We start from the raw sequence: 17,047 nt of genomic DNA on the forward strand, positions 1-17,047 counted from the left end.
GGGATTGCCATGATGATCAGCGTTCCGGGCGTACTGACGCCCGACCAGGTAAGGGACTGCCGCCAGCGGCTGGAGGCCGCGGCCTGGGCCGATGGCAAGCACACCGCCGGCTTCCAGTCGGCCATGGCCAAGGACAACCTGCAATTGCCGGCGGACGCGCCGGCGGCGCGCGCGGTGGGCGAGCTGATCCAGCAGGCGCTGGCGCGGCATCCGCTGTTCGTTGCCGCCGCGTTGCCGGCGCGAGTCTTTCCGCCACTGTTCAATCTCTACCAGGGCGGCCAGTCCTTCGGCCTGCACGTGGACAACGCCCTGCGCCCCTTACCGGATGGCAGCGGCTATCTGCGCACCGACCTGTCGGCCACCCTGTTCCTGTGCGAGCCGGACGCGTACGACGGTGGCGAACTGGTGGTGGAGGACACCTATGGCGCCCACAGCGTCAAGCTGGCGGCCGGCGATCTGATCCTCTATCCGGCCAGCAGCCTGCACCGGGTGCTGCCGGTTAGCCGAGGCGCGCGGCTGTGTTCCTTCTTCTGGATCCAGAGCCTGGTGCGCGATGCCGGCCAGCGCAGCCAGCTGTTCGAACTCGACCAGGGCATCCAGCGGGCCGCCGCCGAGCTGGGGCAGGGCCATGAGGCCTGCCTGCAGCTGACCGGCGTCTATCACAACCTTCTGCGACAATGGGCCCAGCCCTGATCCGCAGGGGCCTCTTCCAGCTGCACAGCCTGCTTGGGCTGGCGGCTGGCCTGGTACTGGTGGTGCTAGGGGTGACGGGTGCGCTCTACAGCTTTCAGCTGGAATTGCTGGAGCTGCTCAATCCGCCGCCAAGCGCCGCGACTGCGGACCGGCGTCCGCTGACGCTGCCGGAGGTGCGGCAGCGCCTCGTTCCTCCGGGCCGGGAGTTGAGCTTCGTCTCCAGCATGGCGGGGGAGGGCTACGGCCTGCTCGGCCTGGCACCGGCCAGTGGTCAAGGCCGTGGTGAGGTGCAGCTGTTCGATCGCTACACGGGCGAGGTGCTGAGCTCGCCTCGCGGCCAGGCGTTCTTTCGCCTGGTCCTGGACCTGCACCGCTCCCTGGCCCTGGGGCCGGTGGGCAAGGCCCTGACCGGCGCGGCCACCCTGATCCTGCTGGTGCTCTGTCTGTCCGGGCTGTACCTGCGCTGGCCGCGTCAGGTACGCCGCTGGCGCACCTGGCTGACCCTGGACTGGGCGCGACGTGGGCGCAGTTTCCACTGGGACCTGCACGCCGTGGCGGGCACCTGGTGCCTGCTGCTCTATCTGCTGGCGGCCCTGACCGGTCTCTATTGGTCCTATGACTGGTACCGCGAGGCCAGCGAGCGCCTGCTCGGCGCCGCCCCGGAGCCCCAGACCGCGGGGGTGGTCGCGCGCCAGGACGTGGATCTGGACGCGCTCTGGCAGAGCTTCCGCGCAGAGACCGGTGGACGTGTCGAGGGCTACGGCCTGCTGCTGCCCAATCCGGCGCGCAAGGTCAGCCATCCGACGCTCTGGTACCTGCCGGACGATGCCGAGCACATCCGCGCGCTCAATCGCCTCGTCTTCGACGGCCAGGGGCGGGTGCTCGATCATCGCCGTTACCGCGAGCAGCCGCTGGGTGCCCGGCTGTTGCTCAGCGTCTATGCCCTGCATTCGGGGGAGTACTTCGGCCTGGCGGGACGGATCGCCCTGCTGCTCGCCAGCCTGGCCATGCCGCTGTTCATGGTGACCGGACTCTGGCTCTATCTGGATCGCCGGCGCAAACGTCGCCAGGCGCGCCAAGCGCAGAGCCGGCTCACACCGGCCGCGGCAGGGAACGCCGACTGGCTGATCGGCTATGCCAGCCAGAGTGGCCAGGGCGAGGCGCTGGCCTGGCAGGCCGCCGGCCAGCTGCAGGCGGCGGGGCTGAGCGCCGAGGTGGTCGCGCTCGGGCGTCTCTCGGTGGAGCGGCTGCAGCAGGCCACCCGGGCGCTGTTCGTCGTCGCCACCCACGGCGACGGCGAGGCCCCGGATGCCGCGCGCGGCTTCGAGCGGCGGATGCTGACCCAGGCGGCAACGCTGCCAAGCCTGAGCTATGGGGTGCTGGCCCTGGGCGACCGGCGCTATCCGGCCTACTGCGCCTTCGCCCAACGGCTGGACGCCTGGCTGGATGGACAGGGCGCCCAGTCACTGTTCGCGCCGGTGGAGGTGGACAATGGCGACCCCCTGGCGCTTGCGGTCTGGCAGGGTCAGTTGCACGCCCTGGGCGCCGCGCGTATCGAACCATCGCCCGAGCGTCCGTTGCAGTCCTGGCAGCTGGCGTCGGTGCAGCGGCTCAATGCCGGCAGCCCCGGCGGCCCTGCTTTCGAGCTGCAGCTGCGGCCACTGCCTGGAAGCCACTGGGCACCAGGTGACCTCCTGGAGATCGCGCCACGCCAGCGCGCCGAGCGCGTGGCAGCCTGGCTGCAGCCCCTGGGCCTGGCCGCTGACAGCAGGGTCGAGATCGGCGGTGTGACGCTCAAGCTGGCGACGGCCCTGGAAACCCGTCTGCTGCCGGAAGACCAGACTGCGCTGCGGGGCCTGGACGCCCAGGCCCTGGTCGACGCCCTGGTGCCGCTCGCCGTACGCCAGTACTCCATCGCCTCGCTGCCCGGCGAAGGCGCCCTGCGACTGCTGGTGCGCCAGGAGCGCAAGGCGGATGGTCGCCTGGGTATCGCCTCCGGCTGGTTGACCACGGCGCTACGGCCCGGTGACCAGGTGCAGGCGCGGCTACGCATCCATCCCGGCTTCCGGCCACCGCTGGACGAGCGCCCGCTGATCCTGATCGCCGCCGGGACCGGTCTTGCCGGGGTACGGTCCCTGCTGGCCGCACGCATCGCCGCCGGGCACAGACGCAACTGGCTGCTGTTCGGCGAACGCACGGCGGCGCACGATGATTTCTACGGTACTGAATTGCAGGCCTGGCAGGCCCAAGGCGGGCTGGCCCGGTTGGACCGGGTGTTCTCGCGTGAGGGCGATGGCTATGTGCAGGGGCGGCTGGAGGCGCAGCGCGACCTCTTGTTCGACTGGCTGGCGGCCGATGCCGTGATCATGGTCTGCGGCAGCCTGCAGGGCCTGGGGCGCGGTGTCCAGGCCACCCTGCAGGCGTTGCTCGGTGAGGCCGAGGTGCAACGGTTGCTGGATGAAAACCGCTACCGTCGCGACCTCTATTAACGCTAGGCGCGGGTGATGCACCAGACGCCGGCGCCGATCAGCACCACGCCGGCCAACTTGCCGAGGGTAACCGGATCCTGGCGAAAGCCGGCCCAGCCGAAGTGATCCAGGCTCAGCGACATGGCCAGTTGGCCGGCGATCACCAGCGCCATGAACAGGGTGGCGCCGATGCGCGGACCGGCGAAGGCGGCCATGGCGATAAAGAACATGCCCAGCAGCCCGCCACACCAGTGCCACCAGTGCAGCTCGCGCAACGCGCCCAGGGTAGGGACGCCGCGCTGCCAGAGGGTCAGGCCCAGCAGGGCGAGCAGGCCGACCAGGAAGGAAATGGACGCCGCGGCGAAAACGCTGGACAGCTGGCGGGCCAGTTGACCGTTGATGCCGGCTTGCAACGGCAGGCAGGCGCCGGCGATGAAGGGCAGGACGAGTAGCCACCAGACGGGCATCGACAGGACTCCAGGCAGAAAGGGGCCGCGCAGTATGCCGCAGGGGATGACGAAGCGGTCGAACCGGCGACTCGCGGTTGGGCTGCTGCTCCCTGGGAGCCCTTGCCATGGCACCACGGGTGAACAGGGCGACCTGCCTGGCCGGCCCGGGAAAGCCTGGGCCCAGCGGCTGTGGCTATCCCGTTGGATGACGTAGGGCTAGAAGCCGTCGATGGGAATCTTCAGGTAGCGTCGACCGTTGGCCTCGGCCGGCGGTAGGGTACCGGCGCGGATGTTCACCTGGATCGCCGGCAGGATCAGGGTCGGCATGGACAGGGTGGCGTCGCGGCGGGTGCGCAGGGCGACGAAGGTATCTTCGTCCACGCCATCGCGAACGTGGACATTGAGGGCACGCTCTTCGCCCACGGTGGTCTCGTGACGCGCTTCGCGGCCCGCTGGCGGATAGTCGTGGCACAGGTAGAGGCGGGTGGCTTCCGGCAGGGTCAGCAGGCGGCGGATCGAGCGATAGAGGTCACGGGCACTGCCACCGGGAAAGTCGCAACGGGCCGAGCCGACATCGGGCATGAACAGGGTGTCGCCGACGAAGACGTGCTCTTCTTCCACCTGATAGGCCATGTCGGCCGGGGTGTGACCGGGCACGTGCAGGGCGCGGGCGCTCAGGGCACCGATGTGGAAGACCTCGTCGGGCTGGAACAGGTGATCGAACTGGGAGCCGTCGAGGCGAAACTCCGGCTCCAGGTTGAAGACGTCCTTGAAGGCGCCCTGGACGCGGCGGATGCCTTCGCCGATGGCGATGCGGCCGCCCAGTTGCCGGCGCAGGTAGGGCGCGGCGGAGAGGTGGTCGGCGTGGGCGTGGGTCTCCAGCAGCCACTCCACCGTCAGCCCCTGGTCGCGCACGAAGCGAGCGACGCGATCCGCCGAGAGGGTGGCGGTGCGGCCCGAATGCGGATCGTAGTCGAGCACCGAGTCGACGATGGCGCAGCGACTGCCGGGCGCCTCGTAGATCACATAGGTGAAGGTGGACGTGGTGGCGTCGAAGAAGGGTTCGATGCGCGGAGTCATGACCGGGCCTCGTGAAGAGAAAGGACGTCCCACCTTAACACGGGGCCCTGCTGCCCCGTGGCGTGCCTCGTCGCCGCAGGGGTGATCGTTCGGGTCTGCCTAGTACCGCGCCTGCTGCATCTCCCTGAGCCGGCTCAGGGTGCGGCGGAAAGGAAATTCCAGAAAGCCGCGGGTATACAGCTGCTCCAGGGGTACGGCGGCGTTCAGGTAGAGCGGGCGGCGGCGGTCGTAGGCTTCGTCGACCAGGGCGATGAAGCGGCGCACGGCGTCGTCTTGGGGCGCCAGGCGCGGCAGCTCGCGGTCGCCGGCCAGGACGCGTTGCGCGCCGTCTTCGGTGCCGCGGGCGATGCGGCCTGCGCGGGGATCGCCGGATAGGCAGGGCACGCCGCCTAGCAGCAGGGCGGGGAAGCGGGTGCAGAGATCGATGTAGTCGGTGGTCGCCCAGGCGCCCTGGCAGAGGGTGGCGAAGTCCAGCCAGATCGCCCCGGGTGCACGCTGGATAACCGGCAACAGGCGCTCGCCGAGGGCGAGGGGCTCATTGGTCGCGGCTTGGCCGGCGGTGAGCTGGGCGAAGGTCGCGGCCAGCGCGGCGGGATCCTCTACCCAATAGCGCGGTTCGGCCTCGCCTTCATGCAGACGGTGGTCCTGGCCGCCGTCCATCTCCAGCACGTCCAGCTGCGCCTGGAGCGCGGCGATGGCCGGCAACAGGCGCTCGCGATTGAAGCCGTCGGCATAGAGCTGCTCCGGCGGCTGGTTGGAGGTGACCACCAGCACCAGGCCCTGGTCCAGCAGGGCGCGCAGCAGGCCGCCCACCAGGATGGCGTCGCCGATGTCGCTGACGAAGAGTTCGTCGAAGCACAGCACCCGCACCTCGGCGGCCAGTTCCCGGGCCAGCACCTGCAGGGGATCGCGGGTGCCGGCCAGCTGGAACTGGCGCTGGTGCACCCAGCGCATGAAGTGGTGGAAATGCTGGCGGCGGGCGGGCACCGGCAGGCTGGCGTGGAACAGGTCCAGCAGCCAGGTCTTGCCGCGCCCGACCGGACCCCAGAGATAGAGACCGCGTGCCGGACGGCCGGCCAGCAGCGCCGCGTGGCAGGCTTCCAGCTGGCGCGCAGCGGCCTCCTGGGCGGCATCGGGCAGGCGGTCCCCCTGGGCCAGGGCTTGGCGGTAGGCGGCGAGGGGAGAGAAGGCGTTCGACATGGCCGCCACTCTAGCGCCCGTGCAGTCAGCAGACCATGCCCCGGCGGAATGACATGAGTCCTTTATAGCGTTTGAAGGCCGGCCGCAGCGGTTCGATAGTGCGAGACGACCCTGCCGGACGCCGCCGGCACCCGCTTTCATCTCTGCCTGGAGCCCTGTCATGGCCGCCGATTCCACCCTGCATATCGCCCAATGCCTGTCGTCCGTGGGCGTCTCCGAAATCCTCAAGATCACCGAGCGCGCCAACGCCTTGCGCCGCCAGGGCGCCGATCTGCTGGTACTGGGTGCGGGCGAGCCGGACTTCGATACCCCGGAGCACATCAAGGAAGCGGCGATCCAGGCCATTCGCGCCGGCCAGACCAAGTACACGGTGCTCGACGGCAGCCCGGCGCTCAAGGAAGCCATCCGCCGCAAGTTCGCGCGGGAGAACGCGCTGGTGTTCGCCCAGGACGAGGTGACGGCCTCGGCCGGTGCCAAGCAGGTGATCTTCAACGCCATGATGGCGACCCTGGATCCGGGCGACGAGGTGATCATCCCGGCACCCTTTTGGGTGACCTATGCCGACATCGTCGCCATCCTCGGCGGCACGCCGGTGGTGCTGCCCTGCCGGGAGGAAGACGGCTTCCGTCTGACTGCCGAGGCACTGGAGGCGGCCATCACTCCACGTACCCGCTGGGTGATGCTCAACTCGCCGTCCAACCCCTCGGGGGCGGCCTATGGCGAGGAACACTATCGTCCGCTGCTGGAGGTGCTGCTGCGCCATCCGCAGGTCTGGCTGATGGTCGACGACATGTACGAACACATCCTCTACGACGGTTTTCGCTTCGTCACCCCGGCGGCGCTGGAGCCACGGCTGCGCGAGCGGACCCTGACCATCAACGGCGTCTCCAAGGCCTACGCCATGACCGGCTGGCGGCTGGGCTATGCCGGCGGACCGAAGGCGCTGATCCAGGCCATGGCCAGTGTGCAGAGCCAAGTGACCTCCTGCCCCTGCTCGGTCAGCCAGGCCGCGGCCATCGCTGCCCTGGATGGGCCGCAGGACATCGTGCACGAGCGCTGCGAGTTGTTCCGCGAGCGGCGGGATCTGGTGGTGGATGCCTTGAACGCGGTGCCGGGGCTGTCGGCACGGCGGCCCGAAGGGGCCTTTTATGTCTACGCCAGTTGCGCGGGGGTATTGGGTCGGCGGACGCCGAACGGGGAGGTGATCGACAGCGATACGGCCTTTACCCGCTACCTCATGGACGAGGGCGGGGTGGCGGTGGTGCCAGGCTCGGCCTTTGGCCTGGCGCCTTACTTCCGGGTTTCCTATGCGACCTCCCGCGAGGTGCTGGAGGAAGCCTGCCGCCGGATCGCCGAGGCGACCCAGCGGCTGCTGGCCTGATCAGCCAGCCGGCGGAGCGGGGGGAGCCGGCGGTTGGGCACCCGGGGCGACCGGCTGGACGCCAGGGGGCGGGGGCGGCGGCAGACGACCGGGGCCGCGGGGCGCCGGCGGGGTATCCAGGGTCTGCAGCGAGTTGGCGTCGGCGCCGAGGGCGCTGACCCGGAAGGCACGACCCTGGGCGTTGGTCACCAGCTCGCCGCGAGCAGCGATGCTCTGACCGGGCTTGAGCAGCGCTTGCAGGCGCAGGGCTTCGTGGGGCGGCAGGCGCAGGGCGGTGCCGTCCTGCAGCAGGGCGCCGTTCACGTCGCCACGGGGGCCGTGCAGCAGCTGGACGATCTGGCCCTGGAGGCTGTCGCCATCGCGCTCCGCGCCAGGTGCCGGGGGCGCCGGCGGACGGCGACCGCCTACGCGGTCGGGACCTTCATCGGTGACCGTCTTGCCGGTCTGGACATTGGTCAGGGACACCGCCTGGACCAGCGGCAGGCTGGCGGCGCGCAGGCCGGCGACGTTGATGCTGTCACCCGGCTTGAAGGTGGCGGCCAGTTGCTCGGACAGGTGCGGCGGGGTGTTGACCTCGGTGCCGTCGGCCAGGATCAGGCCGTCGATGTCGCCGCGGGGGTTGAGCAGGAACTGCTTGAGCTGGCCCTGCTGGGTGGGAATCTGGGCGCTGGCAGCGGTGGTCGCGGTGCCGGTGGCCGGCGCGGTCTGTGCCAGGACGAGGCCGCTGACGGACAGCAGGGCGAAGGTCCCGATCACGAGGGTTTGGGTCTTGGTAGGCATGGATGACTCCTGCGGTGGTTGACGATCAGACCATTGCAGGGCCTGTGCCAACTTTTATTTTCGTTATCAATCAATGGCTTGTTGCTTTTAGCGGCTATCCGGGCCAGGCATTGCGTCCGGCTTGCGGACAGCCCTGTCGGCAAAGCGGACAGCCTAGGCGTCGTCTGCGCCGACACCCAGGCCCAGCCGACTCAGCTTGGTATAGAGCAGCTGGCGATGGATGCCCAGGCGGCGGGCCGCTTCGGCGCGATTGCCGCCGCTGCGCTGCAGGGCGCGCTCGATCAGCAGGCGTTCCAGGCGCGCGGTGGCTTCGGCCAGGGTCTCCTCCGGCCAGCTGGCGTCGATGGCTAACTCATCCGGCGTCTCGCCCTGCAGGAAGGCCAGGTCGGCGGCGACGATGCGTTCGCCCTGGGCCAGGGTCGCGGCGCGCTGGATGGCGTTGCGCAATTCCCGCACGTTGCCGGGCCAGGAGTGGCGCAGCAGCAGGGCGGCGGCATCGTCCGCCAGCACGCGACCGCTGGCGGCGAGGAAGTGCTCGGCCAGCGGCAAGATGTCGGCCCGCCGCTCGCGCAGGGCCGGCAGGTGGATGGGCACCACGTGCAGGCGATAGAAGAGGTCCTCGCGGAAGTCGCCACTGGCGACACGCTGGGCCAGGTCGCGGTGGGTGGCCGCTACCAGCCGTACGTCCAGCCGTACCGGTGCGCCACCCACCGGCGTCACCTCGCGTTCCTGCAGGGCGCGGAGGATCTTGGCCTGCATCGGCAGTGGCATGTCGCCGATCTCGTCGAGAAAGAGGGTGCCGCCCTGGGCTTCGCGAAAGGCGCCGAGGCGATTGGCGGTGGCCCCGCTGAAGGCGCCGCGCACATGGCCGAAGAGTTCGCTTTCCAGCAGGTCCGGCGGGATGGCAGCGCAGTTGACCGCCACGAAGGGCGCCCCGCGTCGCTTGCCGTGCTCGTGGATGGCGCGCGCCACCAGTTCCTTGCCGGTGCCGGTCTCGCCGGTGACCAGCACCGTGGCCTCGCTGTCCACCAGGCGGCCGATGGTCTTCTGCACCTGGCGCAGGGCATCGCTGCCGCCCACCAGCGTATGGCCTTCGACCGCGGTCGGCGGCACGCTGGCCGGGCCGCGCTGGGCGGTCATCCCGGCCAGTACCCGGATCAGTTCTTCGCGGCCGATGGGCTTGGTGAGGTGGTCGAAGGCGCCCAGGCGCATGGCCTCGATGGTGTTGCCGGCGCTGGCGAAGGCGGTGAGCACCGTGACCGCCGGCGGCTCGGGGAGAGCGCGAATGCGCGCCAGTACCTCCAGGCCATCCAGCCCGGGCATGCGCAGGTCGAGCAGCACGGCGTCCACCGTCTGCCGGTCGAGCAGCGCCAGCCCCGCTTCGCCTTGATCCGCCTGCAGCACCCGGTAGCCCTGATCAGCGGCGGTTTCCGCCAGGGCGTCGCGCAGACCGGCGTCGTCGTCGATGATCAGCAGGGTTGGCATGGCAATAGGATCTCGAAACGGGTGGAGGGGGAGGGTTCGACCAGGCGCGCCTCGCCGCCATGGGCGCGGGCGGTTTCGCGGACCAGGGCCAGCCCAAGGCCGGTGCCTTCGGGGCGACCGGTGACGAAGGGTTCGAAGAGCTGCCCGCGCAGTTCGGCAGGCGGCCCCTGGCCTTCGTCTTCCACCGCCAGCAGCAGCCAGTCGTCGCGCCGGCTGACGTCCAGGCGGATCTCGCTATCGGCCGGAGCGGCCTGCAGGGCGTTGAGTAGCAGGTTGTCCAGGGCACGACCCAGGGCGTCGCGGTCGAAACAGCCTTGATCGACGGCCACCCGGGCGACCAGGCGGATGCCACGCTGGCCCGCCTGGTCTTCGTGACTGGCCAGCACCTCGCGGCAGAAGGCCGGGAGATCGACGGCAGTCGGTTGCAACTGCGGCGGCTGGGTGAGATCGAGCAGGCGGCGCAGCAGGCTGTCCAGGCGGGCGATCTGCGGCAGGATGGCGTCCAGGGCGCGCCGCTGGCGCTCGGCATCGCCGGCCAGGGCGTTCTCGGCCTTGAGCCGCATGGCGGCCAGGGGGTTGCGGATTTCATGGGCGACCCCGGCGGCCACCCGACCCAGCGCCGCCAGCCGCTCGCTGGCGTGGACCTGGGTGGTCAGGCGCTGGGCTTCGGCGCGGGCCTGGGCCAGGCGCTGGCCGGCCTGGTTGAGCGCGGCGAGCACCCGGTCCAGCTCCCGTTCACCGGTAAGGTCGAGGGTGGGCAGGTCATGACTGGCGCTCGCCCCGAGATCGCGCTCGACCCGGGTGACATGCCGCGACCACTGCCAGGTGAGCCGGCCGAGTAGCAGGGTCGCGGCGAGCATGGCCAGCAGCAAAAGGCCGAGGCCCAGTTTCAACTGGCGCTGGCCGCTGCCTTCGGCAAAGGTCAGGCGGGTCAGGGTCCAGGCGGCGAGATCGGGGATGGGGCCGGACAGTGGGCAGGCGGCCACCAGCACGGTGGCGCCGTCGACGCTATAGCTGTCGCTCAGGCTGCGCGCCTCGGCCAGGGCGGCGGCGGCGAGATCGGCCAGATGCCGGCGCTCGGCATCGGTCAGGCTGAAGGGACTGGCGTCGGCCAGCATCCCCGCCTGCTCCTGCCAGAGACCGCCGCCCATGCCGCGATAGCGCAGCAGGGCGACGCTGGCCACGCCGTTGAGGCCCTGGCGTAGCGCCGGATCGGCGAGGCCGGCGGTGGGGCCGGACCAGCCGTTGCTGTAGAAGCGATAGCTGCTGGCGATGACCTGGCAGGCCTGCTCGGCTTCCACCGTGGCCTGGCCGAGCTGTGCGCTTTCCGACTGGCGCAGCAGCAGGATCATCAGCCAGCCGACCCCGACGGCCATGCCGCCGAGCATCAGCAGCAGCGCGATCAGACGGCTGCGCAGCGATCCGAACATGGGCATTCTCTTCCAGGTCTTGGCCTGGATAGAGTGCCATACCCCGGCGGAGTTCGAGTGTCAGAGCGGGTGTCAGCCACGCTGGCCGAATTCCGCTTCCTGCGCGGTCCAGCCGGCCACCCTTTCGCTGAGGGACAGGCCCAGGCCCGGACGGGTCGGTACCAGCATCCGGCCATTACAGGTTTCCAGGCGTTCGTTGAACAACGGCTCCAGCCATTCGAAATGCTCCACCCAGGGCTCGGTGGGATAGGTGGCGGCCAGATGCACGTGCAATTCCATGGCGAAGTGCGGCGCCAGCATCAGTCCAGCCTGTTCGGCCAAGGCGGCCACCTTGAGAAAGGGGGTGATGCCGCCAACCCGCGGGGCATCGGGCATCAGGAAGTCGGCGCCGCGCAGGCGGATGAATTCCTGATGCTCGGCCACGCTGGTCAGCATCTCGCCGGTGGCGATGGGCGTGTCGAAGGTGGCGGCCAGGGCGGCGTGGCCTTCGGCGTCGTAGCAGTCCAGCGGCTCTTCGATCCAGATCAGGTCGAATTCCTCGAGGCGGCGGCACATCCGTTGGGCGGTGGGTCTGTCCCACTGCTGGTTGGCGTCCACCATCAACGGAAAGCTGTCGCCCAGGTGCTGCCGGACGCGGGCGACGCGCTCCAGGTCCACCGCCCAGTCCGGCTGGCCGACCTTGAGCTTGATGCCGCCGATGCCCTGCTCGCGGGAGCGGTCGGTGTTTTCCAGCAACTGCTCCAGCGGCGTGTGCAGGAAGCCACCGGAGGTGTTGTAGCAGCGCACCGAATCCCGCTGGGCGCCAAGCAGCCGCGCCAGGGACAGGTTGGCTCGACGCGCCTTGAGATCCCACAGGGCCACATCGAAGGCACCGATGGCCTGGGTGGCGAGGCCGCTGCGACCCACCGAGGCACCGGCCCAGCAGAGCTTGGTCCAGAGTTTCTGGATGTCGCTGGGATTCTCGTCTAGCAGCACCGGGGCGATTTCCCGGGCATGGGCGAACTGCCCGGGGCCGCCGGCGCGCTTGGCGTAGCTGAAGCCCAGGCCGCGCTGGCCGTCGCGGGTCTCGATCTCGACGAGGAGGATGGCGATCTCGGTCATCGGCTTCTGCCGGCCGGTGAGCACCTTGGCGTCACTGATGGGATTGGCCAGCGGCAGGAATACGGAAGACAGGCGGACCCAGGCGATGCGGTCCTGGTCGGCGTTATAGGAGTTATCGGACATGTCAGGGACTCTTGGCGAGACAGGAGTCATGGACGCTAAGCTGATTACGCAATCATTCAAGCGTCAGCGCGTGCTCTGACGCAGCACCAGTTCGAAGCCGGTATCCAGCCGCAGCGGTGCTTCTGTGCCAGCCAGGCGGGCGAGCAGGGCCGCGGCGGCGCAGGTACCCATCGTGGCGCCGCGCACGTCCACGGTACTCAACGCCGGGATCAGGTGGGCGGCGCTGGCCAGGTTGCCGAAGCCCATCACGGCCAGGTCCTCTGGGACCCGCAGGTTGCGGGCATGGGCCTCGGCTAGCACGCCATGGGCCAGGGTGTCGGAACTGCAGACCACCACCTCCGGGTGTTCGCCGGCATCCAGCAGGCGAGCCAGGCCCTCGCGCCCCAGCACCGGCGTGGCCGGTGGCGGCAGGCTGACCTCGGGCGGCGTACCTAGGCCCTGGCGGGCCAGTTCGGCACGGAAGGCATCGCGGCGCAGGCGTCCCCGGGGATCATCCAGGGTCAGGCTGGCGAAGCGGCGATAGCCGCGCTCCAGCAGTTGTGCGGCGATGGCGCAGCCCACCGCCGCATGGGAGAAACCCACCAGCATGTCCAGCGGCCGCTCGCCTTGGTCCCAGCATTCCACCAGCGGGATGCCGGCCTGGGAAAGACGCAGGCGGCTGGCTGCCGTGTGCAGGGTGCCGGTCAGTACCATGGCATCGGGACGGCGGCGCAGCAGCGTGTCCAGCAACTGCTCCTCGCGTTCGGCGGAATAGTCGGTCAGGCCCAGCAGGGTCTGGTGGCCGGCCTCGGTCAAGGTCTGCATGAGTGCCTGCACGGTGTCGGCAAAGATGGAATTGACGATGGTGGGCACCAGCACGGCGATCAGCCGGCTGTCCTGGGGCATCGCCCTGGTAGTCAGCATGGCCGGCTGGTAGCCGCTCTCGCGCACCGCGCGGAAGACCTTTTCGCGTAGCACCGGACGGACGATTTCCGGTTGGTTGAGGGTACGGGAGACAGTGATCGGCGAGACCCCGGCCAGGCGTGCGACGTCCTTGAGGGTCGGTGGCTTGCTGTCGGCGCGACCACGCCAGGGCGGGGCGCTGCGATCGCTGGACAAGGGAGACCTCCGCTACGGATGGGAGCCTCGATTCTGCCGGGTTGTATGATGACCCTCAAGGTGAAGCAGCGGACAGCCACGAACGTACAAGCCAGGGACCTGGGGCACTGGCTAGCCTGGGCATCCCTTTCGGTCTCTGGCAGGTGCCCCTTGGAAATCATCCTCTACGCCCTGAGCGTCATGTACAGCCCCGGTCCGGTCAACGCCTTGGGCCTCAACGCCGGCCTGCAGGGCCAGGCCCGGCGGGCCCTGGGTTTCTATGCCGGGGTGGGCTGCGCCATGCTGATCCTGTTCCTGACGCTGGGTTACGCCGGTGCGGCCCTGGTCTCGGGCGCCTTGCTGCCCTGGTTGGCGCTGCTGGGCGGCGGCTACTGCCTGTACCTCGGCTATCGCATCGCCCGGGCCGCACCACCAACGGCGGACGAAGAGGGCGGGGCAACGCGGCTGACCTTCGCTAGCGGCCTGCTGATCCAGGGACTCAATCCCAAGGGCTGGCTGGCGGTGCTGCCCATCGCCACGGTGATGTTTCCGGCGGCTCAGGTGACGGGAGGCAAGATCGTCCTCTGGTCGCTGCCCCTGGCCCTGTCGGCGGGTGGCGCCCCGGCGAGCTATGCCTTGCTCGGGGCGCTGCTCGGGCGCTACCTGGTGCAAGGACGCGGCTTGCGCGGGGTGAACCTGCTGCTGGGGCTGAGCCTGGTCGGCTGCGCCCTGCTGCTGTTCCATGATGCGTGGCGCGGTCTGCTAGGCTGAGCGCCGGAGGAGTCGCCATGAGTACCCAGATCGAACTACCCGGTGCCACGGACTGGGTACGCCACGCTCCGGCCTTCGATGAGCTGGAATCCATCGAAGCCTTTTTCAGCGGCCACGCCTTCAATCCCCATCGCCATGCGACCTACGCCATCGGTCGCACCCTGGCCGGGGTGCAGAGTTTTTCCTATCGCGGCGCCAAGGCCAGCAGCCTGCCGGGCGAGACCATGGTCTTTCACCCGGACGAGGTCCACGACGGCCGCGCCGGTGCCGCCTGCGGCTTTCGCTATCGGATGCTCTATGTGCCGCCGGCCCTGGTGCAGGACATCCTCGGCGGGCGGCCCTTGCCCTTCCATCGCGAGGGCGTTTCCCTGGATCCGCGCCTGGCGCGGGCTACCGATGCGGTATTCGCCGCCCTCGACGAGCACCCCGATGCCCTGGGGCGCGACGATGCCCTTTATGGCCTGGTCGCTACCCTGGCGGAGGTCTGCCAGGCCTGGCCCAGTCGTGGCCGGGTCGACTTCGTTGCCGCGCTGCGTGCCCGCGAATACCTGGAGGACCATCTCGACCAGGCCGTCACCCTCGATGACCTGGCGCGGTGTGCCGGACGTGATCGCTGGAGTCTGACCCGCGATTTTCGCGCCTACTTCGGCACCAGTCCGCACCGCTACCTGACCCTGCGTCGTCTGGACCGGGTGCGCCTGCAGGTGCGCCTGGGGAAGGGGCTAGCCGAGGCGGCGGTGGCGGCGGGTTTCTGCGACCAGAGTCATATGACCAAACATTTCCGTCAGGCCTTCGGGATCGCGCCGGGACGCTGGTTCCGTGGACTGGCCGAACGCCCCGGCGTGTCTGCGGCGGATGGTACGGCGTACCCTTAGCGCCATAACGATCGCGGCCATCCCGTACCGCGGCGTGTACGGTTCCAGAAGCGTCGCCGGCGAAACGATTACCGCTGAAGGCAGTCAACCTGTGCGCACTTCATAAACAGGAGCCCCTTTATGACCGGCCAGGGAGAATCTGCCGCCCGTCCCACCTTCAGTCCTCCGGTCTTCTGGACCTCGACTCTGCTACTACTGATACTGGTGCTCTACGCCAGTCTGTTCCAGGCCAATGCCCAATGGCTGTTCGCTGCCATCCAGGGCTGGATCATCACCAACCTGAGCTGGTTCTATATCCTCGCCGTGGCCATCATCCTCGGCACCGTGGTGTTTCTCGGCATGAGTCGCTATGGCGACATCAAGCTCGGTCCGGACCACAGCGAACCGGACTACGCCAACACCACCTGGTTCGCCATGCTGTTTTCCGCCGGCATGGGCATCGGCCTGATGTTCTTTGGCGTCGCCGAACCGGTGATGCACTTTCTCAACCCGCCCTATGCCGATGGCCAGACGGTGGACGCCGCGCGCCAGGCCATGCGCATCACCTTCTTCCATTGGGGGCTGCACGCCTGGTCGATCTACGCCATCGTCGCCTTGATCCTGGCCTACTTCAGCTACCGCCACGGCTTGCCGCTGACCCTGAGATCGGCGCTCTATCCGCTGATCGGCGAGCGTATCTACGGCCCTATCGGCCACGCGGTGGATATCTTCGCGATCATCGGTACGGTGCTGGGGGTCGCCACCTCCCTGGGCTTTGGCGTGTCACAGATCAACACCGGCCTGAACGTGCTGTTCGGCGTACCGGTGTCCACCCCGGTGCAGATCGGTCTGATCGTGATCACCACGGCGCTGGCCACCCTGTCGGTGGTCTCGGGCCTGGACAAGGGCGTACGGCGTCTGTCGGAGCTCAATCTGGGCCTGGCGGTGCTGCTGATGCTCACCGTGATTATCCTCGGCCCGACCGTGCTGATCCTGCAAACCTTCGTAGAGAACACCGGCGGCTATCTCAGCGAGATCGTCAGCCGCACCCTCAACCTCAACGCCTATCGACCCACCGACTGGATCGGCGGTTGGACGCTGTTCTACTGGGGCTGGTGGCTGGCCTGGTCGCCCTTCGTCGGCCTGTTCATCGCCCGCATCTCGCGCGGGCGGACCATCCGCGAGTTCGTCTCTGGCGTGCTGCTGGTGCCGGCGGGTTTCACCCTGCTGTGGATGACCGTGTTCGGCAACACGGCGATCCACATGATCCTCACCGAGGGGATCACCGATCTGGCCGCCGCGGTGTCCCAGGACAGCTCTCTGGCGCTGTTCGCCTTTCTCGAGCACTTTCCCTTCGCCAGCGTGATTTCCATGGTGGCCATCGTCATGGTGGTGGTGTTCTTCGTCACCTCGGCCGATTCGGGCGCCATGGTGGTGGACATGCTGGCCTCGGGCGGGCAGGACCAGACACCGGTCTGGCAGCGGGTTTTCTGGGGCGCCAGCATGGGCCTGGTGGCCATTGCACTGCTTTTGGCTGACGGCCTGAAAGCCTTGCAGACCGCCACCATCGCCAGTGCGCTGCCGTTCACCATCGCCCTGCTGTTCAGCATGCATGGGTTGCTCAAGGCCCTCAAGCTGGACGCCACCAAGCGCGGTCTGCGCCACCAGGCGCTGGGTATCTCGCCGCCGACCATGAGGTCTCCCGGTGGCTGGCAGCGCCGACTGCGCGGTCTGGCCATGTTCCCACGTCGTAGCCACGTAGTGCGCTTTATCACCGAGGTCGCCAAGCCGGCATGCCTGGCCGTGGCCGAGGAATGGCGCAAGCAGGGCTATATCTGCAGCGTCGAGGATCGTGATGACGGCGGCGTGCGCCTGAGCGTTGGCCCGGCCGATCAGCCGGAGTTCGTCTACCAGGTAAGACCCCATGCCTACGCGATGCCTAGTTTCGTCATGGGCAGCGAGCCGGGGGAGGAGCGCAAGTACTTCCGCGCCCAGGTCTATCTGCGCGAGGGTGGCCAGGACCATGACGTCATGGGCTGGTCGCGCGAGGACGTCATCGGCGACATCCTCGACCAGTACGAACGCCACATGCACTTCCTGCATCTGGTGGGCTGAAACGAGGACCGGGCCTTGCGCCCGGTCCGCTGATACCAAG

14 protein-coding genes are annotated in these 17,047 nt (G+C 68.9%); 6 read left to right on the plus strand and 8 right to left on the minus strand.

Annotation, left to right across the window (positions count from 1 at the left end):
* Positions 1-9 precede the first annotated feature (9 nt).
* Both ACUCV0_RS00590 and ACUCV0_RS00595 read left to right on the plus strand, forming a co-directional pair.
* Positions 10-693 carry a Fe2+-dependent dioxygenase gene (locus ACUCV0_RS00590; protein WP_482211756.1) on the plus strand — a complete coding sequence of 228 codons (684 nt, stop codon included), beginning with the start codon at positions 10-12 and terminating at the stop codon, positions 691-693.
* Entirely contained in the window at positions 678-3,182 is a 2,505-nt protein-coding gene (locus ACUCV0_RS00595; protein ID WP_482211757.1) for a PepSY domain-containing protein, read from the plus strand. Before ACUCV0_RS00590 ends, ACUCV0_RS00595 begins: the two co-directional genes overlap by 16 nt.
* 2 nt (positions 3,183-3,184) lie before the next feature.
* Here ACUCV0_RS00595 and ACUCV0_RS00600 read toward each other — a convergent pair whose 3' ends face one another.
* The 3 genes from ACUCV0_RS00600 to zapE all read right to left on the minus strand — a co-directional run bounded on the left by ACUCV0_RS00600 (position 3,185) and on the right by zapE (position 5,890).
* Positions 3,185-3,634 carry a DMT family transporter gene (locus tag ACUCV0_RS00600; RefSeq protein WP_237140601.1) on the minus strand — a complete coding sequence of 150 codons (450 nt, stop codon included), beginning with the start codon at positions 3,632-3,634 and terminating at the stop codon, positions 3,185-3,187.
* A gap of 192 nt (positions 3,635-3,826) precedes the next feature.
* Positions 3,827-4,690, minus strand: a complete 864-nt coding sequence (locus tag ACUCV0_RS00605; RefSeq protein ID WP_482211758.1) for an MBL fold metallo-hydrolase — start codon at positions 4,688-4,690, stop codon at positions 3,827-3,829.
* Positions 4,691-4,789: 99 nt separating this feature from the next.
* The gene (gene zapE / locus ACUCV0_RS00610; RefSeq protein WP_482211759.1) at positions 4,790-5,890 is read right to left on the minus strand and encodes a cell division protein ZapE; all 1,101 of its coding nucleotides are present in this window, start codon (positions 5,888-5,890) and stop codon (positions 4,790-4,792) included.
* A 160-nt stretch (positions 5,891-6,050) separates the two neighbouring features.
* Here zapE and ACUCV0_RS00615 point away from each other — a divergent pair, with 160 nt between their 5' ends.
* Positions 6,051-7,271 (plus strand): pyridoxal phosphate-dependent aminotransferase, encoded by a 1,221-nt coding sequence (locus tag ACUCV0_RS00615; RefSeq protein WP_271654128.1) that lies wholly within the window; start codon positions 6,051-6,053, stop codon positions 7,269-7,271.
* On the opposite strand, the gene ACUCV0_RS00620 is transcribed toward ACUCV0_RS00615, so the two are convergent.
* From ACUCV0_RS00620 to ACUCV0_RS00640, 5 genes are all read right to left on the minus strand, one after another.
* On the minus strand, positions 7,272-8,051 hold the full coding sequence (locus tag ACUCV0_RS00620) for a hypothetical protein (protein ID WP_482211760.1): 780 nt from the start codon (positions 8,049-8,051) through the stop codon (positions 7,272-7,274).
* A 153-nt stretch (positions 8,052-8,204) separates the two neighbouring features.
* Entirely contained in the window at positions 8,205-9,536 is a 1,332-nt protein-coding gene (locus tag ACUCV0_RS00625; RefSeq protein ID WP_482211761.1) for a sigma-54-dependent transcriptional regulator, read from the minus strand.
* On the minus strand, positions 9,521-10,966 hold the full coding sequence (locus ACUCV0_RS00630; protein ID WP_482211762.1) for a sensor histidine kinase: 1,446 nt from the start codon (positions 10,964-10,966) through the stop codon (positions 9,521-9,523). Before ACUCV0_RS00630 ends, ACUCV0_RS00625 begins: the two co-directional genes overlap by 16 nt.
* A 72-nt stretch (positions 10,967-11,038) precedes the next feature.
* Positions 11,039-12,190, minus strand: a complete 1,152-nt coding sequence (locus ACUCV0_RS00635) for an L-talarate/galactarate dehydratase (RefSeq protein WP_482211763.1) — start codon at positions 12,188-12,190, stop codon at positions 11,039-11,041.
* A gap of 63 nt (positions 12,191-12,253) precedes the next feature.
* Positions 12,254-13,288: a LacI family DNA-binding transcriptional regulator gene (locus tag ACUCV0_RS00640; RefSeq protein WP_482211764.1), complete on the minus strand. Its 1,035-nt coding sequence runs from the start codon at positions 13,286-13,288 to the stop codon at positions 12,254-12,256.
* 150 nt (positions 13,289-13,438) lie between these two features.
* On the opposite strand from ACUCV0_RS00640, the gene ACUCV0_RS00645 reads away from it, so the two are divergent.
* The 3 genes from ACUCV0_RS00645 to ACUCV0_RS00655 all read left to right on the plus strand — a co-directional run bounded on the left by ACUCV0_RS00645 (position 13,439) and on the right by ACUCV0_RS00655 (position 17,007).
* A complete protein-coding gene (locus ACUCV0_RS00645) occupies positions 13,439-14,038 on the plus strand; it encodes a LysE family translocator (protein ID WP_059313934.1) in 600 nt (199 codons plus the stop codon).
* A 17-nt stretch (positions 14,039-14,055) separates the two neighbouring features.
* The gene (locus ACUCV0_RS00650) at positions 14,056-14,913 is read left to right on the plus strand and encodes an AraC family ligand binding domain-containing protein (protein WP_482211765.1); all 858 of its coding nucleotides are present in this window, start codon (positions 14,056-14,058) and stop codon (positions 14,911-14,913) included.
* A 120-nt stretch (positions 14,914-15,033) separates the two neighbouring features.
* Entirely contained in the window at positions 15,034-17,007 is a 1,974-nt protein-coding gene (locus ACUCV0_RS00655; protein ID WP_482211766.1) for a BCCT family transporter, read from the plus strand.
* Positions 17,008-17,047 lie beyond the last annotated feature (40 nt).

The sequence above is a fragment of the Pseudomonas sp. VMV1 genome, from assembly GCF_056790235.1.